The sequence below is a fragment of the Cupriavidus mimosae genome, from assembly GCF_023952485.1.
GTDB classification, from domain to species: Bacteria; Pseudomonadota; Gammaproteobacteria; order Burkholderiales; family Burkholderiaceae; genus Cupriavidus; species Cupriavidus taiwanensis_C.
This window is the reverse complement of sequence record NZ_JALHRY010000008.1, coordinates 129119-148434: the sequence shown is the minus strand read 5'-3', so window position 1 is coordinate 148434 and position 19316 is coordinate 129119. Positions and strand designations below refer to the sequence as shown.

16 protein-coding genes are annotated in these 19316 nt (G+C 68.2%); 3 read left to right on the top strand and 13 right to left on the bottom strand.

The window, feature by feature from the left end; all coding sequences use genetic code 11:
* Positions 1 to 276 precede the first annotated feature (276 nt).
* From MKD50_RS16670 to MKD50_RS16640, 7 genes are all read right to left on the bottom strand, one after another.
* Positions 277 to 1332 (bottom strand): branched-chain amino acid ABC transporter permease, encoded by a 1056-nt coding sequence (locus tag MKD50_RS16670; protein ID WP_252667792.1) that lies wholly within the window; start codon positions 1330 to 1332, stop codon positions 277 to 279.
* Entirely contained in the window at positions 1332 to 2216 is an 885-nt protein-coding gene (locus MKD50_RS16665) for a branched-chain amino acid ABC transporter permease (RefSeq protein ID WP_240073106.1), read from the bottom strand. The genes MKD50_RS16670 and MKD50_RS16665 overlap by 1 nt, the downstream gene beginning before the upstream one ends.
* Before the next feature lie 319 nt (positions 2217 to 2535).
* On the bottom strand, positions 2536 to 3744 hold the full coding sequence (locus tag MKD50_RS16660; RefSeq protein ID WP_111521301.1) for an ABC transporter substrate-binding protein: 1209 nt from the start codon (positions 3742 to 3744) through the stop codon (positions 2536 to 2538).
* 79 nt (positions 3745 to 3823) lie between these two features.
* Positions 3824 to 4543 (bottom strand): ABC transporter ATP-binding protein, encoded by a 720-nt coding sequence (locus MKD50_RS16655; RefSeq protein ID WP_115678935.1) that lies wholly within the window; start codon positions 4541 to 4543, stop codon positions 3824 to 3826.
* 16 nt (positions 4544 to 4559) lie between these two features.
* Positions 4560 to 5336, bottom strand: a complete 777-nt coding sequence (locus MKD50_RS16650; protein WP_252667790.1) for an ABC transporter ATP-binding protein — start codon at positions 5334 to 5336, stop codon at positions 4560 to 4562.
* 351 nt (positions 5337 to 5687) lie between these two features.
* Positions 5688 to 7379 (bottom strand): GMC family oxidoreductase, encoded by a 1692-nt coding sequence (locus MKD50_RS16645; protein ID WP_252667788.1) that lies wholly within the window; start codon positions 7377 to 7379, stop codon positions 5688 to 5690.
* A 26-nt stretch (positions 7380 to 7405) separates the two neighbouring features.
* Positions 7406 to 8902: a CoA-acylating methylmalonate-semialdehyde dehydrogenase gene (locus MKD50_RS16640; RefSeq protein WP_371925363.1), complete on the bottom strand. Its 1497-nt coding sequence runs from the start codon at positions 8900 to 8902 to the stop codon at positions 7406 to 7408.
* 287 nt (positions 8903 to 9189) lie between these two features.
* Here MKD50_RS16640 and MKD50_RS16635 point away from each other — a divergent pair, with 287 nt between their 5' ends.
* Positions 9190 to 10077: a LysR family transcriptional regulator gene (locus MKD50_RS16635; RefSeq protein ID WP_115702677.1), complete on the top strand. Its 888-nt coding sequence runs from the start codon at positions 9190 to 9192 to the stop codon at positions 10075 to 10077.
* On the opposite strand, the gene MKD50_RS16630 is transcribed toward MKD50_RS16635, so the two are convergent.
* The 3 genes from MKD50_RS16630 to MKD50_RS16620 form a co-directional block, all read right to left on the bottom strand.
* Positions 10074 to 11006 carry an alpha/beta hydrolase gene (locus MKD50_RS16630; RefSeq protein ID WP_252667786.1) on the bottom strand — a complete coding sequence of 311 codons (933 nt, stop codon included), beginning with the start codon at positions 11004 to 11006 and terminating at the stop codon, positions 10074 to 10076. The genes MKD50_RS16635 and MKD50_RS16630 overlap by 4 nt on opposite strands.
* Positions 11007 to 11142: 136 nt before the next feature.
* On the bottom strand, positions 11143 to 11553 hold the full coding sequence (cueR, locus tag MKD50_RS16625; protein WP_240073112.1) for a Cu(I)-responsive transcriptional regulator: 411 nt from the start codon (positions 11551 to 11553) through the stop codon (positions 11143 to 11145).
* Positions 11553 to 14081 (bottom strand): heavy metal translocating P-type ATPase, encoded by a 2529-nt coding sequence (locus MKD50_RS16620; protein WP_305882072.1) that lies wholly within the window; start codon positions 14079 to 14081, stop codon positions 11553 to 11555. Before MKD50_RS16620 ends, cueR begins: the two co-directional genes overlap by 1 nt.
* Positions 14082 to 14274: 193 nt before the next feature.
* Here MKD50_RS16620 and MKD50_RS16615 point away from each other — a divergent pair, with 193 nt between their 5' ends.
* Positions 14275 to 14475, top strand: a complete 201-nt coding sequence (locus MKD50_RS16615) for a heavy-metal-associated domain-containing protein (RefSeq protein ID WP_252667784.1) — start codon at positions 14275 to 14277, stop codon at positions 14473 to 14475.
* A gap of 67 nt (positions 14476 to 14542) precedes the next feature.
* On the opposite strand, the gene MKD50_RS16610 is transcribed toward MKD50_RS16615, so the two are convergent.
* Together MKD50_RS16610 and MKD50_RS16605 are read right to left on the bottom strand one after the other, a co-directional pair.
* A complete protein-coding gene (locus MKD50_RS16610; protein ID WP_252667782.1) occupies positions 14543 to 15265 on the bottom strand; it encodes an OmpW/AlkL family protein in 723 nt (240 codons plus the stop codon).
* Between the two features lie 271 nt (positions 15266 to 15536).
* Positions 15537 to 17525, bottom strand: coding sequence for an alkyl/aryl-sulfatase (locus MKD50_RS16605; RefSeq protein ID WP_252667780.1), 1989 nt, complete (start codon positions 17523 to 17525; stop codon positions 15537 to 15539).
* Positions 17526 to 17709: 184 nt separating this feature from the next.
* On the opposite strand from MKD50_RS16605, the gene MKD50_RS16600 reads away from it, so the two are divergent.
* The gene (locus MKD50_RS16600) at positions 17710 to 18354 is read left to right on the top strand and encodes a TetR/AcrR family transcriptional regulator (RefSeq protein ID WP_252667777.1); all 645 of its coding nucleotides are present in this window, start codon (positions 17710 to 17712) and stop codon (positions 18352 to 18354) included.
* Here MKD50_RS16600 and MKD50_RS16595 read toward each other — a convergent pair whose 3' ends face one another.
* Positions 18355 to 19308, bottom strand: a complete 954-nt coding sequence (locus MKD50_RS16595; RefSeq protein ID WP_252667775.1) for a delta(1)-pyrroline-2-carboxylate reductase family protein — start codon at positions 19306 to 19308, stop codon at positions 18355 to 18357. It lies immediately after the preceding gene.
* Positions 19309 to 19316 lie beyond the last annotated feature (8 nt).

Genomic DNA, 19316 nt, shown 5'->3' with positions numbered 1-19316 from the left:
GCGGCGAGGTGATGCCGATGCGGCATGAGCGCCCCGGAACAGGGCGAAAGCATCACTATGCGGGGGGACGCCCCAATGAAAAAAGCGTTGCCGAGGATCACCCGGCAACGCCCTTTATTTATAACGCTGCTACCCGACACCGGGTGCGCGCCTGTCGTCTCCTCGCTTCCGCCTCCATTTAACCTGCGAAAACCGTATATGGAATGTAACGAAGCGGTGCATCGAGGACAAGCTAGAAAAAACCCTAGCCCCAGAATCGGGCATGTCGACCTACGGTCACTCCTTGCGCCCGGCGTGTCCGCCGAAGCGCGCCAGCAATTCGCCCATGATGCCACGGCGGAAGGTCAGCACGCAGATCACGAAGATCACGCCGGTCACCATCGTCACCGACTCGCCCAGCGTGCCGAACCACGAGATGCCGGTCACCGACGCCAGGAAGTTGCCGATATCGCCCAGCTTGTTCTCCAGCGCCACGATCACGAAGGCGCCGACAATCGGGCCCGACAACGTCCCGAGGCCCCCGACCAGCGTCATCAGGATCACCGAGCCCGACATCGACCAGTGCACGTCGGTCAGGGTCTCGAAGCCCAGCACCAGCGCCTTGATCGAGCCGGCCAGACCCGACAGCGCCGCCGACAGCACGAACGCGGTCAGCTTGAAGCGGTCGACGTCATAGCCCAGCGACACCGCGCGCGGCTCGTTCTCCTTGATGGCCTTCAGGATCTGGCCGAACGGCGAATGCACCGTGCGCACGATCAGCGCGAAGGCGGCGACGATGATCACCAGCGCCACGTAGTACAGCGTCAGGTCATCCGACAACGGCAGCACGCCGAACAGCTTGCCGCGCGGAATGCCCTGCAGCCCGTCCTCGCCGCCGGTGAACGGCGCCTGCAGGCAGATGAAGAACAGCATCTGCGCCAGCGCCAGCGTGATCATCGAGAAATAGATGCCCTGGCGCCGGATCGCCAGCGAGCCCACCACGTAGCCGATCAGCGCGCCCGTGCCGGTGCCCAGGATCAGGCCGATCTCGGGCGTCACGCCCCATACCTTCATGGCGTGCCCGGCGGCATAGCCGGCGCCGCCGAAGAAGGCAGCATGGCCGAACGACAGCAGTCCGGTGTAGCCGATCAGCAGGTTGAAGGCGCACGCAAACAGCGCGAAGCACAGCACCTTGAGCACGAACACCGGATACGCCCCGGCCAGCGGTGCCGCCAGCAGTGCCAGCAACAGCAATCCGTACAACAGTTTCTTCTGCACGCCTTGTCCCTTTCCTGCCTTGCCTGCATTGGCCGCCACGGTGGCTGGCGTCGATGATGTGGAGGGTGCGCTCATCACTTCTCCTTGCCGAACAGCCCGGCCGGGCGCAGCAGCAGCACGATCACCATGATGAAGAACACCACGGTCGACGATGCTTCCGGATAGAACACTTTGGTCAGGCCTTCGATCACGCCCAGCCCGAGGCCGGTCAGGATCGAGCCCATGATCGAACCCATGCCGCCGATCACCACCACCGCGAACACGATGATGATCAGGTTCTGCCCCATCAGCGGCGAGATCTGGATCACCGGCGCGGCCAGCACGCCGGCAAACGCGGCCAGCGCCACGCCGAAGCCGTAGGTCAGCGTCACCATCAGCGGCACGTTGACGCCGAAGGCCTCGACCATCTTTGGGTTTTCGGTGCCGGCGCGCAGGTAGGCGCCCAGCTTGGTCTTCTCGATCACGTACCAGGTGGCGAAGCACACTACCAGCGACGCCACCACGACCCAGGCGCGATAGTTCGGCAGGATCATGAAGCCCAGGTCAGTCGCGCCCTGCAGCGCGTCCGGCGTCGAGTACGGCAGCCCCGACACGCCGTAGACCGAGCGGAAGATGCCCTCGATCACCAGCGTGATGCCCAGCGTCAGCAGCAAGCCGTAGATATGGTCGAGCTTGTAGATCCAGCGCAGCATGGTCTTCTCGATCACCACGCCCAGCGCGGCAACGACCAGCGGCGACAGCAGCAGCATGAGCCAGTAGTTCAGCCCGGCGTACTCCATGCCCATCCAGGCCAGCACCGCGCCCAGCATGAAGAGCGCGCCGTGCGCGAAGTTGATGACGTTGAGCAGGCCGAAGATCACCGCCAGGCCCAGGCTCAGCATCGCATAGAAGGCGCCGTTGACCAGCCCCAGCAAGAGCTGGGAAAGCATGGCCGGCAAAGGGATTCCGAAGATGTCCATGGGCATCGATTCTGGTTGTTGGCAGACACCAAGCGGAGCCAACGGTTTTGGGTGCGCCAAAGCCGCCCGAGCTAGCCTGAGCAAGGTGTTCTCCCTCTCCCCTCACGGGGAGAGGGTTGGGGTGAGGGGGGGTTTAGCGAGGAACCACATCAAGCGAAGCCTTCGGTGTGTTCCGGCATGGCGGCCCTGGCAAGGCCAACGGTGTTAGCCCACCCGGCCTCAGCCTTTGACGCTCAAGCCCTCACCCCTGCCCCCCTCCCGCTCGCGAAAGAGCGGAGCAAACTGCCGGCTCGCTAACCGCCCAAGCCGGCCTTCCTTCTTACTTCTTCAACATGGCGCACTTCGACTCGGCCACCGTGGTGAAGGCCTGGTCGCCCGGGATGGTCGCGACCACCTTCAGGTAATCCCACGGCTTCTTCGATTCGGCCGCGGTCTTCACCTGCATCAGGTACATGTCGTGGATGCCACGGCCGTCCTGGCGGATATAGCCCTTGGTGTAGAAGTCGTTGATCTTCATCTTCTTCAGTTCCGCCATGACCTTGTCCGGATCGTCGGTCTTGGCGGCTTCGACGGCCTTCAGGTAAGTGCTGGCGGCCGAGTAGTCCGCGGCTTGCAGGCTGCTCGGCATCTTCTTCATCTTGCCGAAGAAGCGGTTGGCGAACTTGCGGGTGTCGTCGTTCATGTCCCAATACCAGCTGTCGGTCATCAGCAGGCCTTCGGTGTTCTTCAGCCCGAGGCTGTGCACGTCGTTGATGAACATCAGCAGGCCAGCGATCTTCATCGACTTGGTGATGCCGAATTCCTTGGCCGCCTTGATCGAATTGATGGTGTCGCCGCCGGCGTTGGCCAGGCCCAGGATCTGCGCCTTGGACGATTGCGCCTGCAGCAGGAACGACGAGAAGTCCGACGCCGACAGCGGATGGCGCACCTGGCCCACCACCGTGCCGCCGTTGGCCTTGACCACCGCGGCGGTGTCCTGTTCCAGCGAGTGGCCGAAGGCGTAGTCGGCGGTCAGGAAGAACCACGACTTGCCGCCCTGCTTGACCACCGCGCTGCCGGTGCCCTTGGCCAGCGCCACCGTGTCATAGGCGTAGTGCACCGTGTACGGGGAGCACTCTTCGTTGGTCAGGCGCGCGGTGCCGGCACCGATGTTGATGTAGACGCGCTTCTTCTCGGAGGCCACCTTGTTCATCGCCAGCGCGGTGCCGGAGTTGGTGCCGCCCAGCAGCATGTCCAGGCCCTGCTGGTCCATCCATTCGCGCGCCTTCGAGGCGGCGATGTCAGCCTTGTTCTGGTGGTCGGCCGAGACGATCTCGATGGGCTTGCCCAGCACCTTGCCGCCGCGGTCCTCGATCGCCATCTTGATGGCTTCGAGGCCGCCCGGGCCGTCGATATCGGCATACAGGCCCGACATGTCGGTGATGTAGCCGATCTTGACGGTGTCGCCCGACACCTGTGCGGCAGCGCCGAAGGACACCGCACCCATGGCAATGGCCGCCATCGCGGCCGCGAGCCGAGTCTTTTTCATTTCCGTGTCTCCTGATTTGCGGCGGCGTGCGCGCCACCCGTTCCTGCCAACAAGCAACCATCGACCCGCATTGCGCGGATCAGACCCCGAGCAATTCATGCAGCACCGGCATCTTGGCCTGCAGCTCGCTGGCCGCGAAGCGTTCGACGATGGTGCCGTGCTCCATCACGTAAAAGCGGTCCGCCAGCGGCGCGGCAAAGCGGAAGTTCTGCTCCACCATCACCACCGTGTACCCCTTCTGCTTGAGCATCCGGATCATGCGCGCCAGCGCCTGCACGATCACCGGTGCCAGCCCTTCCGAGATCTCGTCGAGCAGCAGCAGGTTGGCGCCGGTGCGCAGGATGCGCCCGACCGCCAGCATCTGCTGCTCGCCGCCCGACAGGCGCGTGCCCTGGCTCTGGCGGCGCTCCTTCAGGTTAGGGAACATCTCGTAGATCTCGGCCTCGCTCATGCCGGAGTCCTTGCCTTTCAGCTGCGGCGGCAGCATCAGGTTCTCTTCGCATGAGAGGCTGGAGAAGATGGCGCGCTCTTCCGGGCAATAGCCGATGCCGTAGTGCGCAATCTTGTGCGTGGGCAGGCCGATGGTCTCGTGGCCATTGACCCGGATCGAGCCCTTGCGCGCGCCGGTCAGTCCCATGATCGCGCGCAGCGTGGTGGTGCGCCCGGCGCCGTTGCGGCCCAGCAGCGTGACCACCTCGCCCGGGTTCACGGTCAGGTCGACCCCGTGCAGGATGTGCGATTCGCCGTACCAGGCGTGCAGGCCCTTGATTTCCAGGGCGGGAGTATTGGCTGTGCTCATGGTGTCGTCCCCGGCCTCAGTGCGCGCCCTGCAGTTCCGCGTCGGCGGTGCCCATGTAGGCCTCCATCACGCGCGGGTCCTTCGACACTTCCGCATACGGGCCTTCGGCCAGCACCGCGCCGCGCTGCAGCACCGTGATCTTGTCGGCAATCGACGAGACCACGCTCATGTTGTGCTCCACCATCAGGATGGTGCGGCCCGCCGAGACCTGCTTGATCAGCTGCGTGACGCGGTCGACGTCCTCGTGGCCCATGCCCTGCGTGGGTTCGTCGAGCAGCATCAGCTCGGGCTCCATCGCCAGCGTGGTGGCGATCTCCAGCGCGCGCTTGCGCCCGTACGGCAGGTTCACCGTGAGCGTGTGCGCGAACTCGGTCAGGCCGACCTGCTCGAGCAACTCCATGGCGCGGTCGTTGAGCACGTCGAGCGAACGCTCGGTGCGCCAGAACTGGTACGCCGTGCCCAGTTGCCGCTGCAGGCCGATGCGCACGTTCTCCATCACCGTCAGGTGCGGGAACACCGCCGAGATCTGGAACGAGCGGATCACGCCGCGCCGCGCGATCTGCGCCGGCTTTTCCCGCGTGATGTCGATGCCGTTGAATAGGATGGTGCCGGTGGTCGGCTCCAGGAACTTGGTGAGCAGGTTGAAGCAAGTGGTCTTGCCCGCGCCGTTGGGGCCGATCAACGCATGGATCGAGCCGCGGCGCACCCGCAGGTTGACGTCGCTCACCGCCGTGAACCCCTTGAACTCCTTGGTGAGGTTCCGCGTTTCCAGGATGGTTTCCTGATGGTTCATGTCTCCTGCCCGCCCTCTTGCTGTACTGCCGGGGTGATGCCCGGCACTGACAATGGTCCGAACCGGCCTTGTAGGCCCTTACTGCCGCTTGTTCCGTCAGGCACGCCGTGATTGCCGGCCATGCCCCCGGGTTTTATCTGTGCGGGGCGGCTCCCGCTCGGGTTGCGGCGGCGGCATGGTATGTGCGGCCGAAGCACCCTGTGAGGCGTCTATTGTGTGCGCCTGTTGCATCGCAAAACATCGGGGTTTGCACTATGAAACATGAACCAAGTGTCAGTTTTTTTGCGGCCGCACAAGCGCCGCGAAAACCACACGGCCACCGCCCCGCCGGTGACCACGTGGCGTGGCGCTTCAAGCGCTTGTGGCCGCTGTCACCGGCACCGGACTGGCTTGCGCGAGCGCCTGCGCCGGGCTTGCCACTTCGGTCGGCATGGCGCGCTGCCTGCGGTCTTCGCGGATCATGTCGCTGGCGCGCTCGGCGATCATGATGGTCGGCGAGTTGGTGTTGCCCGAGGTGATCAGTGGCATCACCGAGGCATCGACCACGCGCAGCCCCTGCACCCCCAGCACGCGCAGCCGACGGTCGACCACCGCCATGACATCGTCGGCGCGGCCCATCTTGCAGGTGCCCACGGGATGAAAGATGGTGGTGCCGATATTGCCGGCGGCCTCGGCCAGTTCTTCGTCGCTCTGGAAAGCCGGCCCCGGCAGCCATTCCTCGGGCCGGTACGGCGCCAGCGCCGGCGACGCGACGATGCGGCGCGTGAGCCGGATCGAATCGGCGGCGACCTTGCGGTCCTCGTCGGTCGACAGGTAGTTGGGCGCGATCACCGGCGCCTGGCGGAAATCCGCGCTGCCGGCATGCACGCTGCCGCGCGAGCTCGGGCGCAGGTTGCAGGCGCTGGCGGTAAACGCGTTGAAGGCATGGAGCGGATCGCCGAACTTGTCCAGCGACAGCGGCTGCACGTGGTACTCGATGTTCGGCCGCGCCTGCGACGGATCCGAGCGCGCGAACGCGCCCAGCTGCGATGGCGCCATGCTCATCGGCCCGCTCTGGTTGACGGCGTACTGCACGCCGATGCAGAACTTGCCCCACAGGCTGGCCGCGCGCGTATTCAGCGTGCGCACGCCGTTGACCTTGACCACGCTGCGCAGCTGCAGGTGGTCCTGCAGGTTCTCGCCAACGCCGGGCAGTGCGTGGCGCACCGGAATGCCCAGCGCCTGCAGCCGTTCAGGCTGGCCGATGCCGGACAACTCCAGCAACTGCGGCGTGTTGACCGCGCCGGCGGCGAGGATCACCTCGAGCGTGGCCGCCGCCGCGTGCGCACGGCCGCCGCCCAGATAGTTGACGCCGGTGCAGCGGCGCCCGTCGAAGCTCAGCCCGCTCACCTGCGCGCCGGTGACGATGGTCAGGTTGGGCCGCTCCGAGGCACGCCGCAGGAATGCCTTGGCGGTATTCCAGCGGATGCCGCGGCGCTGGTTCACTTCGAAGTAGCCGACGCCAAAATTGTCGCCGCGGTTGAAGTCGTCGGTGCGCGGAATGCCCGCTTGCTCGGCGGCGTCGGCAAAGCGCTCGAGGATGTCCCAGCGCAGCCGCTGCCCTTCCACGCGCCATTCGCCGCCGGCGCCGTGGAATTCGCTTGGGCCGCGGTGATGGTCTTCGCTGCGCTTGAACAGCGGCAGCACATTGTCCCAGCGCCAGCCGTCGTCGCCGGTCAGCCGCGCCCACTCGTCATAGTCCTCGCGCTGGCCGCGCATGTAGATCATGCCGTTGATCGACGAGCAGCCGCCCAGCACGCGACCGCGCGGATAACCCAGCGAGCGCCCGTTCAGCCCCGCTTCGGCTTCGGTGCGATAGAGCCAGTCGGTGCGCGGATTGCCGATGCAGTAGAGATAGCCCACCGGAATGTGGATCCAGTGGTAATCGTCCTTGCCGCCGGCTTCCAGCAGCAGCACGCTGACGTCCGGGTCCTGCGTCAGCCGGTTCGCCAGGACACAGCCGGCCGAACCGGCCCCCACGATGATGTAGTCGAATGTCTCCATGGCGCTTGTTATGGTGATGGTCGGGTTTATTTCGCCACCGGCATGGTGAACTCCGCGCCCTTGGCGATCGAATCGGGCCAGCGCTGCATCACGCTCTTGTAGCGCGTGTAGAAGCGCACGCCCTCTTCGCCATAGGCATGGTGGTCGCCGAACAGCGAGCGCTTCCAGCCGCCGAACGAATGCCACGCCATCGGCACCGGGATCGGCACGTTGATGCCGACCATGCCCACCTGGATCTGCCGCGCGAACGCGCGCGCGATGCCGCCGTCGCTGGTGTAGCACGACACGCCGTTGCCGTACTCGTGCGCGTTGATCAGCGCCACCGCCTCGGCAAAGTCATGCACCCGCACCACCGACAGCACCGGGCCGAAGATCTCTTCCTTGTAGATCGTCATCTCCGGCGTCACATGGTCGAACAGCGTGCCGCCGACATAGAAGCCGTTCTCGTGCCCGTCGACCCGGTGGCCGCGGCCATCGGTCACCAGCGTCGCGCCCTCGGCCACACCCTTGGCGATATAGCCTTCGACCTTGGCCTTGTGCGCGCCGGTCACCAGCGGTCCCATCTCGGCATCGGCCTCCATGCCGTTGCGGATCTTCAGCGCACGCGCGCGTTCGGCCAGGCGCGGCACCAGCTGGTCGGCCACGTCGCCGACCGCCACCGCCACCGAGATCGCCATGCAGCGCTCGCCGGCCGAGCCATAGGCCGCGCCGATCAGCGCGTCGACGGCCTGGTCCAGGTCCGCGTCGGGCATCACCACCAGGTGGTTCTTGGCCCCGCCCAGGGCCTGCACGCGCTTGCCGTGCCGGGTCCCTTCCGTATAGATGTACTCGGCGATCGGGGTCGAGCCGACGAACGACAGCGCCTGCACGTCCGGATGCGCAAGCAGCGCGTCGACCGCCTCCTTGTCGCCCTGCACCACGTTGAACACGCCGTCGGGCAGGCCGGCCTGGCGCAGCAAATCCGCAATCAGCAGGCTCGGCGAAGGATCGCGCTCGGACGGCTTGAGCACGAAGGTATTGCCGCACGCCAGCGCCACCGGGAACATCCACATCGGCACCATCACCGGGAAGTTGAACGGCGTGATGCCGGCCACCACGCCCAGCGGCTGGCGCAGGTTCCAGTTGTCGATGCCGCCGCCGATGTTGTCGGTGAAATCGGTCTTGAGCAGGTTGGGGATGCCGCAGGCGAACTCCACCACCTCGATGCCGCGCGTGACCTCGCCCTTGGCGTCCGAGAACACCTTGCCGTGCTCGCGCGTGATCAGCGCGGCGAGGTCGTCGTGGTGCTGGTCCAGCAGTTCCTTGAACTTGAACAGGATGCGCGCGCGGCGCAGCGGCGGAGTGTCGGCCCACGCCGGGAAGGCGGCCTTGGCGGCGGCGACGGCATCGGCCACGTCCTGCGCGGTGCCGAGCGCGACGCGCGCGGCAACTTCGCCGGTGGCGGGGTTGAATACGTCGGCCAGGCGTTGGGAGGCGCCGCGTGTCTGCCGGCCCGCGATGCTATGGCCAATGATGGCCTGCACTGCGCTGGCCTCTGCAAGGATGTCTTCCACTTCCGCTCCTGAATACTGGTTCCCCGGGGCGATTCTGCCTCCGGTCGGTGCCCTCGATCTTTGCGTCTGGTGAAGACGCTGCCACGCTGCGCCGCGCACCGGCCGCGGCACGTATGGCGTGCGGCACAAGACTTCGGGCCATGGTTGAGCGCAAGCTTGGTGCAGTTGCGCGGCCCCGTCCAATGATTTATCGTCAATCACAATATAAGCTGCGCAAAATATTGCGACGCACCACACATCACCCTTCCGCCGCCCCCTTGGACCTCCACCACCTGCGCGCCTTCGTTGCCGTCGCGCGCGAAGGCAACCTGACCCGCGCCGCGCAGCGCCTGCATCTGACCCAGCCCGCGGTCAGCCTGCAACTGAAGGCGCTGCAATCGGCCTGGCGCATCCGGCTGTTCGAGCGCACCGCGGCGGGCCTGACGCTGACCGCCGACGGCGCCGCGCTGCTGCCCCTGGCCGAGCGCATCCTCGATGGCGTGGGCGACCTGCAGCACACCGTCAACGCCATGCACCACACCGTGCGCGGGCGTCTGGCGATCGGCACCATCCTCGATCCGGAATTCACCCGGCTGGGCCCGATGCTGCGCACGCTGGTGGAGCGCCATCCGCAGATCGGCACCGAGCTGCGCCACGGCATGTCGGGCTGGGTGCTGCAGCAGGTACGCAGCGGCGCGCTCGATGTGGGCTTCTACCTGGGCCAGCCGTCCGAAGCCGGTTTCCATGCGCTGACGCTGACGCCGTTCTCGTACTACGTGGTCGCGCCCAAGGGCTGGAAGGAGCGCACGGCGCTGCGCTCGTGGGCGCAGCTGGCGACGCTGCCATGGATCTGGACCCCGCCCGAATCCGCGCACAACCGGCTGCTGTCGGCACATTTCGCACAGGCGGGCGTGGATCCGGCCACGGTGCCCAAGGTGGCGCACGTCGACCAGGAAGCGTCGATGCGCGACCTGGTGCGCTCCGGCGTGGGGCTGTCGCTGGTGCGCGATGCGATTGCGCTGCGCGAGTCGCATGCGCATGGGCTGGTGATCGTCGAAGGGGTCTCGGTACAGACCGAGCTGACCCTGGTCTGCCTGGCCGCGCGCCGCGACGACCCCGTAGTCGCCGCGGCGTTCGGTGTCGCCGAGTCCGTGTTCCGTACCTAGCGCTGCGGGCGGCCCAGCCGGCGCTGCAGCCAGCCGGTCAGCGCCGCGTACACTTGGCCGCGCAGCGGCTGCGCTTCATTGAAGATCTCGTGGTAGCCATGGTCGAACCAGACTTGTTCGCGCAGGTCGGGCGGCGCGTTGTCGAAGAAGGTGCGGCTGCCGGCCGGGTCGACGATGCGGTCGGCGCCGCCGACCAGCATCAGCATGGGCGCCTCCAGCAGCGCTGCGTCGGCCTGCGCCTGCGCCATGCCGCGGATGAATCCTTCGAGCACGCCGGCGGTGATGGTGGTCTGCACCAGCGGATCGGCGCGATAGGCAGCAACCACCGCCGGATCATGCGACAGGTGCCGCGCATCGATCGGGTTGGGCACGCGCAGGCGCGGCGCCAGCGTCAGCAGCACGCGGTGCAGCGTCAGCGCCGGCCGGGACAGCCGCAGCGCCAGCGCCGGCGACGACAGCACCAGCGCGCGCACCGGCCGCACCCGCGCGGTGGCAAAGCGCGCCGCGATCAGGCCGCCCATGCTGTGGCCGAGCAGGATCGGCAATTCGTGCCAGCCCGGCACCGCGGCATCGTAGATCTCGGCGAGGTCGTTCAGGTACGCGTCCGGATGGGCCGCGACCATGCGCGCGCCGCCGCTGGCGCCGTGGCCGCGCAGGTCGAAGGCGCGCACGCGCAGCCCCAGGCCGCACAGCAGATCGGCGACATGCTGGTAGCGCCCGGCGTGTTCGGCAAGCCCGTGCACCAGCAGCACCGAGCCGAGCGGTTCGGCAAAGCGTGCCGGATCGGGTTGCCAGGTACGGAGCAATAGTTCGGTGCCGTCGCGCATGCGCTGGCGGCTCTGCACCGGCGCATGGGTCCCCGCCGGGCTCGCGGCGGGGGAGCTGGCAACGCCGGCCAGGGCCGGATCGTCCGTCATCGGCTGTTCCATTTGCACAGGTCTCCTGCCGGCGCGCGCGGGCCTGGCGCGACGCCAGCTATCGTTGTTGTTATGGAGTCCGCGGCGCCGGCGTGTGCCGGCCCTGCCATGGCTACAACCGGGGCCCAATCCATCGATTAGCCATCGCTTAGCCGTGGCAGGCCGACGCCTCCGGCTGCGCCATGTCGGCCAGGATCGGGCAGTCCGGCCGGTCGTCGCCACTGCAGTGCTGCGCCAGTTCGCGCAGCGTGTCGCGCATCGCCGCCAGTTCGGCGATGCGCTGCTCCAGGTCGGCCACGTGGCGCAGCGTCAGAGCCTTGACGTCGGCGCTGGCGCGGTCGCGGTCATGCCACAGCGACAGCAGATTGCGGATCTCGTCGAGCGAAAATCCCAGATTACGGGCACGCCGCACGAAGCGCAAGGTATGCACCGCGCGTTCGTCATAGCGGCGATAGCCGCCTTCGGTGCGCGGCGGCGTTGCCACCAGCCCGATCGATTCGTAGTGGCGGATCATCTTGGCCGATACGCCCGAAGCCTGTGCCGCTTCGCCGATATTCATCACTCGCCTCCTTGCGCCGCGGTGGAAGCGGCCGGCGCGGTGCCGGCCCGGGCGCGCCAGCGGCGCAGCAGCAGCGCATTGCCGACCACGCTGACGCTGGAGAACGCCATCGCCGCGCCCGCCACCACCGGATTGAGCATGCCGGCCGCGGCCAGCGGAATCCCCACCACGTTGTAGAAAAAGGCCCAGAACAGGTTCTGGCGGATCTTGCGCACGGTGCGGTGCGAGACCGCCAGCGCATCGGCCACCAGCGCCGGGTCGCCGCGCATCAGCGTGATGCCGGCGGCATGCATGGCGACGTCGGTGCCGGTCGACATGGCAATGCCCACGTCGGCCGCGGCCAGCGCCGGCGCATCGTTGATGCCGTCGCCCACCATCGCCACCACCGCGCCATCGCGGCCCAGCGCCTGCACACGGGCGGCCTTGTCTTCGGGCAGGACCTCGGCCTGCACGTCGTCCAGCCCCAGCGCCTGCGCCACGCGCGCCGCGGCGCCGGCGTTGTCGCCGGTCAGCATCACGGTGCGCACGCCGGCGGCACGCAGCCTGGCGATCGCCGCCGGTGCGCCCGGCTTGATGGCATCGCCGAACGCGACCAGCCCGGCCACGCGCGGCGGCGTGGCCTGCACCAGCCATGACACGGTGCGGCCTTCCGCCTGCAGCTGCTGCGCCACCGCGGCCAGCGCGCCGGCCGGCGCGCCCAGCGACTCGCGCAGGCGCTCGCTGCCCAGTTGCAGGGCCTGGCCGTCGACCACGCCGGCAATGCCGCGGCCCGGCAGGGCCTGCACGCCGCTGGCAGGCGGCACGGCGATGCCACGCGCCTGCGCCGCGGCCAGCACGGCCCGCGCCAGCGGATGCTCGCTGCCGGCCTGCAGCGCGGCCAGCTGCGCCAGCAACGCGCTGCCGTCGGCGTCGGCAGGATCGGCCGCATGCAACGCCACCACTTCGGGCTTGCCCACCGTCAGCGTGCCGGTCTTGTCGAAGGCCACCACCCCGACCCTGTGCGCCACTTCCAGCGCCTCGGCGTCCTTGATCAGGATGCCGGCGCGCGCGCCGGCGCCGGTGCCGGCCATGATCGCGGTGGGCGTGGCCAGCCCCAGCGCGCACGGGCAGGCGATCACCAGCACCGCCACGGCATTGAGCAGCGCCGCCTCCCAGTCGCCGGCAAACAGGCCCCAGCCCAGCACCGTCACCAGCGCAATGACCAGCACCACCGGCACGAACACCGCGCTGACGCGGTCGACCAGGCGCTGGATCGGCGCCTTGGCCGCCTGCGCGTGCTCGACCATGCGGATGATGCGGGCGAGCACGGTCTCGGCACCCACCGCCACGGTGCGCGCCACCAGCAGGCCTTCGAAATTGATGGCGCCGCCGGTGATGCGGTCGCCGGGCTGCTTGGGCACCGGCAGGCTTTCGCCAGTCAGCATCGATTCATCGGCATGGCTGGTGCCTTCGACCACCTCGGCGTCCACCGGGATGCGCTCGCCGGGGCGCACCACGATTTCATCGCCGACGGTCACGGCGGACAGCGGCACGCTCTGCTCGACGCCGCCGCGCCGCACCCGGGCGGTATCGGGACGCAACGCCGCCAGCGCGCGGATGGCATCGGCGGTCTGGCGCTTGGCGCGCGTCTCCAGCCACTTGCCCAGGCGCACCAGCGTGATCACCACGGCCGCACTCTCGAAGTACAGGTGCGGCATGGCATCGGCCGGCGTGCGCCACATCAGCCACAGCGACAGCCCGTAGGCGGCGGTGGTGCCGAGCGCCACCAGCAGGTCCATATTGCCTGCGCCGGCGCGCACTGCCTTCCAGCCGGCCTTGTAGAAGCGCCAGCCGAACACGAACTGCACCGGCGTGGCCAGCAGCCACTGCACCCACGCCGGCAGCATCCAGTGCACGCCGAACCATTCCAGCACCATCGGCGCCACCAGCGGCAACGACAGCGCCGCCGAAATCGCCACCGGCCACGGGCCCTCCCAGAAGGCCGGGCGGCTGGCCTGCCCCGGCTGGCCGGGCTGGGCCGCGGCGCCTGTCGCAGCCGCCGCATCCGCCACCGGCGTCGCGCCATAGCCGGCGCGCACGACCGCGCCCGCCAGCGCCGCGGGATCGGTGGCGCCACGCAGCAGCGTCACGCTGGCGCGCTCGGTGGCCAGGTTGACGGTGGCTTCGACCACGCCCGGCACGGCGCGCAGCGCCTTTTCGACCCGCGCCACGCACGAGGCGCAGGTCATGTCGGCGATATTCAGTTCGAGGGTGTCGTGGGGCACGGTGTAACCGGCGTCGGCCACGGCACGCGCGGCGGCGGGCAGCACCGCGGCGGACGCCGCGCGCAGCGTGGCGGCCTCGGTGGCAAGGTTTACGGCGACGTCGCGCACGCCCGGCACCCTGGCCAGGGCCTTTTCAACGCGTCCCACGCACGAAGCGCAGGTCATGCCCTCGACCGGCAGCCGCCACTCGGGCATGGCGTCGGCAGGCGGGTTGCGGTCTGTGCGGACCGGTTGGGAAGCGAGCACAGCGCTGGAATCTGGCATGGTTCTGAGTCATCCACAGTGTCGATGTCAGCATCATGGACCTTACCATCATTGGAAGGTCAAGGCCCGCCGCAGATGACGCCAGTGCCATGTGCATCAGGAAATTTCTCTTGCGCTTCCCACCGTGGCAAGGTTCACACTGTGTCTGTCGCGGCCCGATGCCGCGTTTCCATCCGTTCAGGAGCGTTCCAACATGATCCAGTTCCAGGTAGAAGGCATGACGTGCAACCACTGCGTGGGCGCCATCACGCGCGCGGTGCTCGCCGTCGACCCCGCCGCGCGCGTCAGCGCGGATGTGCCGGCCCAGTCCGTGCGCGTCGACAGCGCCGCCGACACGCAGGCGTTGCGCGAGGCCATCGAGGAAGCCGGCTATCCGGTCAGGTCAGCGGCCTGAGCCATCGCCTCTCCAGCAAAAAGGGCGCCCCCGGGCGCCCTTTTCTTCAGCCTGTCGGGTGCCGCGCTCAGAAGCGGTAGCCCACGTTCAGGAACGTCACCACCGGATCGATCTTAATCTTGGTGTGCGACTGGATCGTCACCGGCCCGGCCTGGGTGGTGAACGACGCCCGCGTCGACAGCGGCACGTAGGACACCGACAGCCCGACGAACCAGTTGCCGTTGATGGCGTAGTTGGCGCCGATATTGAACACCGGGTTCCATGATGGCTTGGCGCTGGCGGTCATGCGCGCGCCCGGCGCGAACTCGTGGTTGACGAAGTTCTGGTTGGTGATGGTCTCGCCGGTGAACCAGGTGTAGTTCACGCCGATGCCGACATAGGGACGGAACCTGGTCTTGGCATCGAAGAAGTGGTACTTGACCACCAGCGCCGGGCTCCACTGCTTGACCGAGCCGAGCTTGCCGTACTGGGCGTAGTTGCCGGTGCCCTTGACGTCATGCTTGGGCGGAATGCCCGCAACGATCTCGCCGGAGATGTTGTCGGTAAAGAAGTGGGTGAAGGCCAGGCCAAGCGTGTCGGCGGACTCGATTTCCGCGCCGGTATTAGGCCGGGTCATGCCGACCGGGCGACCGCCAATGCTGTCCACGGTGAGCGGATCGGCGGAGCTGTTCGGCATCACGCGGAACCAGCCCATGCTGACGATATTGCTGCCCGCGGACTGCGCGTGTGCGGCTCCGGTCAGCGCCATCACGGCGCCCGCGGCCAGCATCTTCTTATAGGTCGATTTCATAATCCTCTTACTCCTCTTTCGGTAACTGCCGCGTGCATTATCCGGCCAGCCCGCGCGGGGTTGTTTCATCAATGACACGGATTCGTAGAGGCAGCCCCCTAAAGGGAGGGTTAACCATGAAAAAAAGGGGCGGCAGCGGCTCCCCGGACCACCTTCCGCAGCGTTCACGCAACGGTTTATGCCGGGCGGCGGAAAAAACCCTCACATGGAAGCGGTTTTAGGCGCCCGGCGCGCAATAGCGGCCGCGCGCCCCTGGCCTGCGCGAAAGTCGTCAGGGCGTGACAATGGCGAAGTTCGGCTCGGCCTTGTCCATCATCCCCGCCCACGCCGCCAGCGCCTGCGGGTCGCCCTCGACGCGCGCGCGACCGGCCTGGGTCTCGGCCTGCAGCGTGGTCTGGCCGGCCAGCACGCCCATCAGCACGGCGCGCGGCATGGTCAGCGTGGCCTGCGGCGCGGCATGCTGCGCGTCGGCCTTGTAGCGGAACACGCCGTTTTCGACGGTCAGCGCGAAACGCTTGCCGGTGTCCGGCTGTACCCAGTTCAGCGCCAGCGTCTTGCCGGCGGCGCGGTCGCCGTTCAGGCTGATCGCCAGGTAGTCCAGGAACATGGTGTCGGTCATGGCACGCAGCACGTCCGGGCTGCCGGCGCGGCGGCCGGTCCTGGGCGGGCCGCTGCGCAGTTCGGCGGCGCCGCTCAGGTAGGCGTTGCGCCAGGTCGACGATTCCGCCTGGTAGCCGAGCTGCTCCAACGCATCGGCCTCGAGCTGGCGCGCCGCCTGGTTGGACGGGTCGGCAAAGACCACGTGCTTGACCACCTCGGCGACCCAGCGATACTCGCCGCGCGCATAGGCGCTGCGGGCCTGCTCCAGCACGCGCGCCGCGCCGCCCATGAATTCGACATAGCGCTTGCCCGCCTCTTCCGGCGGCAGCGGGTTCAGGTTGGCCGGGTTGGCGTCATACCAGCCCAGGTAGCGCTGGTACACCGCCTTGGCGTTGTGGCTGACGGTGCCGTAGTAGTCGCGCAGGTGCCACTCGCTGGCCAGCGACGGCGGCAGCTTCACGCGCTCGGCGATCTCGGCCGGCACGTAACCCAGGTTGGCCAGCCGCAGCGACTGGTCGTGGATGTACTTGTAGCCGTCGCGCTGCTTGCCCAGGTAGGTGACGATCTCCTGGCGGCCCCAGGTCGGCCAGTGGTGCTGGGCGAACAGCACCTCGGTGCGGGCGCCGAAGCGGTCGATGGTCTCGTCCAGCGCGCGCCACCACTGGTTGGCGTCGCGCACCTGGGCGCCGCGGATGGTGTAGAGGTTGTGCAGGTTGTGGGTGGCGTCCTCGGCCGCGCACAAGGCCTTCCATTGGGGGAAGTACATCAGCATCTCGGCCGGGGCCTCGGTGCCCGGCGCCATCAGGAACTCGATCTGCACGCCGTCGATGGTGCGGGTCTCGCCGGTCTTGTGGATCAGGTCGGTCGGCGGGATCAGTGTCAGCGTGCCATGCGCGACGGCCTTGCCGAGGCCGGCATCGACCTGGCCGGTGGCCGAGCGCGGCAGGTTGATGCCATACATGTACTGCGCGCGCCGGCTCATGGCGGTGCCGGCGAAGACATTCTCGCTGACCGCTTCCTCCATGAAGCCATCCGGCGCCAGCACCTTGACCCGGCCGGCCTTGACGTCGTCCTCGCTGATAACGCCCTTGACGCCGCCGAAGTGGTCACCATGGCTGTGGGTGTAGATCACCGCCACCACCGGCTTCTTCGGCCGGTGCCGGAAGTAAAGCTCGAGACCGGCGCTGGCGGTTTCCGTCGCGGTCAGCGGGTCGATCACGATCAGGCCGGACTCGCCTTCGATGATGGTCATGTTGGCGATATCGAAGCCGCGCACCTGGTAGATCCGATCCGTGACCTGGAACAGGCCGTGGTGCAGGTTGAGCCGGGCCTGGCGCCAGAGGCTGGGATTCACGGTGGCCGGCGCGGTTTCCGGCTTGAGGAAATCGTAGGGGGCCAGCGCCCACACCACGTTGCCTTTGGCGTCGCGAATCTCGTTGTTGTCGAGCGTGCCGATAAAGCCGCGGCGCGCCGCTTCGAAGTCGCGCCGGTCCCGGAACTGCAGCTGCTGCAGCACCGCGGCGTTGGCGCGCGTGGTGGCATCGGTGGCGGGCTTGCCGGCGCCGGGCGCGGCGGTGGCGGCAGCGGCGCTACCGGCAAGGCTGAAGGTGGCGGCGGCCAGCGCGGTGGCGGCAGCGGCAAACGCGGTCGGATACGGCATCCTGGTCTCCTGGTTCATGCGCCGGGACGCTGTTGTGCGGCCGGCAACACTCACGACATTGTGCTGAACGTTCAGTACAATTCCAGAGTTTGCTGGCAGACCTCGTCTACTGTCAAATAGAGCCCTGCCGCGGATCCCGCCTGCCGTCGTTGGCCGGGTCCTGCTCCACTTGCCGCCCCCACCCATGCCTTCGATCCGCCAGTCCGCCGAACTCGCCGCTCCCACCCCTTCCGCGCCGGTCGCCAAGAACCGCCGCGGCCTGGAAACCCGCGAACGCGTACTCGCGGTCACGCGCGGTCTGATCAGCGCGCACGGCTACGCCGAGGTGACGCTCGACCAGATTTCCGCCGAGGCCGGCGTGGCCAAGAGCAGCCTGCTCTGGCATTTCGGCAGCAAGGAGATGCTGCTGGCGGAGGCCGCCACCAGCCTTTTCCGACAGATCGGCGAAGCCCTGGGCGCCGAACCGCACCAGGGCAGGACGGCGGCACGCCGGCTCGAAAACAGCTTCGACCGGGTCGCCGGCTACCTCACCGCCAATCCCGAAGCCAAGGGCGTGGTGCTGGCGCTGCTGTTCTCCGGCAGTGTGCCGGCGAGCGTGCGCGAGGAAATCCGCCGCAGCTGGGACAGCCACGTGCAAGACCTTGTCGCCGCGCTGTCGGCGCCCGGCCGTCCGCTGCCGGCGCCGATGGCGCGCCTGATGATCGCCACCATCCACGGCTGCTATTGCCACTGGTATGCCAGCGACCGCAGCGAACCGATCGCCGCCTTCCTGGCGCCGGCGCGCGAACTGTTCGGCGACTGGCTGCGCGAGCGCGACCGCGAGCGTTGATCAGGCGCGGCTGGCGAGCACGCACGCGGCCAGATCCCACAGCGCATAGCCCACGCTCTTGAACACCAGCGGGCTGCCGGTGCGCGCGCGGATCGCGTCGGCGTGCAGGATCGCGCTCTCGAACGGCTGCACCCCGGCCCAGTCGATGCCGGCCTGCAGCAGGTCGCCGGCCTCGTCCTCGATGCCGAAGAGGGTATCGGCCAGCAAACGGCCATGGTCCGCGGCGGCATGGCACAGCGCCGGCGGCAGTTCGCACATGTCGGGCCGGAACGCGCCGACCGCGGCAATGAAGTGATGGCCGCGCCAGAGGCCGCTGTCGAGGTCCGGCAGCACCGGGCTGCGGCTCGACGTCACCGTGACCACCATCGACACGCGCGGCAATACCGCCGCGACCGACTCCGCCACCTGCGCTTCCACCCCCAGCGTGCGCGCATGCGCGGCCAGCGCCTCGACCTTGTCGCGCGTGCGCGAATGCAGCCACAGCCGGCGCACGCCCAGCCCGGCGACGAAGGCCTCCAGGTGCGTCAGCGCCTGCACGCCCGCGCCGACGATCAGCAGTTCGCCGTCCGGGCGCGCGGCAAAGCGCTGCGCCGCCAGCAGCGACACCGCGGCGGTGCGCCGCCCCGTCACGGTGGGACCGTCGAGCATGGCGATGCGCGCGCCGGTATGCGCGTCGGCCACCACCACTTCGCCGAGGATGCTGGGCAGGCCGCGCTGCGGGTTGCCGGGATGCACGGTGATGTTCTTGGTCATCACCAGCTCACGGTTGCGCGCCGGCATCACCAGCAGCGTGCCCGCGCCCTGCTGCGCGTCGCCGACCGGCAGCGCGATGCGCGGCGGCGCCATGGCGGTGCCGTCGCGCAGCTCCGCCAGCATGTCGGCGATGGCTTGCGCCAGTTCGGGATACGGCAGGCGCGCCGCGGTGGCGGCGGCATCGAGGGCAACGAGGGACATGCGCGGGC

Coding starts and splice junctions, on each gene's coding strand:
- MKD50_RS16665 (WP_240073106.1), bottom strand. CDS start 2,216: ATGGACATCTTCGGAATCCCTTTGCCGGCCATGCTTTCCCAGCTCTTG.
- MKD50_RS16595 (WP_252667775.1), bottom strand. CDS start 19,308: ATGTCCCTCGTTGCCCTCGATGCCGCCGCCACCGCGGCGCGCCTGCCG.
- MKD50_RS16615 (WP_252667784.1), top strand. CDS start 14,275: ATGATCCAGTTCCAGGTAGAAGGCATGACGTGCAACCACTGCGTGGGC.
- MKD50_RS16670 (WP_252667792.1), bottom strand. CDS start 1,332: ATGAGCGCACCCTCCACATCATCGACGCCAGCCACCGTGGCGGCCAAT.
- MKD50_RS16600 (WP_252667777.1), top strand. CDS start 17,710: ATGCCTTCGATCCGCCAGTCCGCCGAACTCGCCGCTCCCACCCCTTCC.
- cueR (WP_240073112.1), bottom strand. CDS start 11,553: ATGAATATCGGCGAAGCGGCACAGGCTTCGGGCGTATCGGCCAAGATG.
- MKD50_RS16655 (WP_115678935.1), bottom strand. CDS start 4,543: ATGAGCACAGCCAATACTCCCGCCCTGGAAATCAAGGGCCTGCACGCC.
- MKD50_RS16630 (WP_252667786.1), bottom strand. CDS start 11,006: ATGGAACAGCCGATGACGGACGATCCGGCCCTGGCCGGCGTTGCCAGC.
- MKD50_RS16610 (WP_252667782.1), bottom strand. CDS start 15,265: ATGAAATCGACCTATAAGAAGATGCTGGCCGCGGGCGCCGTGATGGCG.
- MKD50_RS16605 (WP_252667780.1), bottom strand. CDS start 17,525: ATGCCGTATCCGACCGCGTTTGCCGCTGCCGCCACCGCGCTGGCCGCC.
- MKD50_RS16645 (WP_252667788.1), bottom strand. CDS start 7,379: ATGGAGACATTCGACTACATCATCGTGGGGGCCGGTTCGGCCGGCTGT.
- MKD50_RS16650 (WP_252667790.1), bottom strand. CDS start 5,336: ATGAACCATCAGGAAACCATCCTGGAAACGCGGAACCTCACCAAGGAG.
- MKD50_RS16660 (WP_111521301.1), bottom strand. CDS start 3,744: ATGAAAAAGACTCGGCTCGCGGCCGCGATGGCGGCCATTGCCATGGGT.
- MKD50_RS16620 (WP_305882072.1), bottom strand. CDS start 14,081: ATGCCAGATTCCAGCGCTGTGCTCGCTTCCCAACCGGTCCGCACAGAC.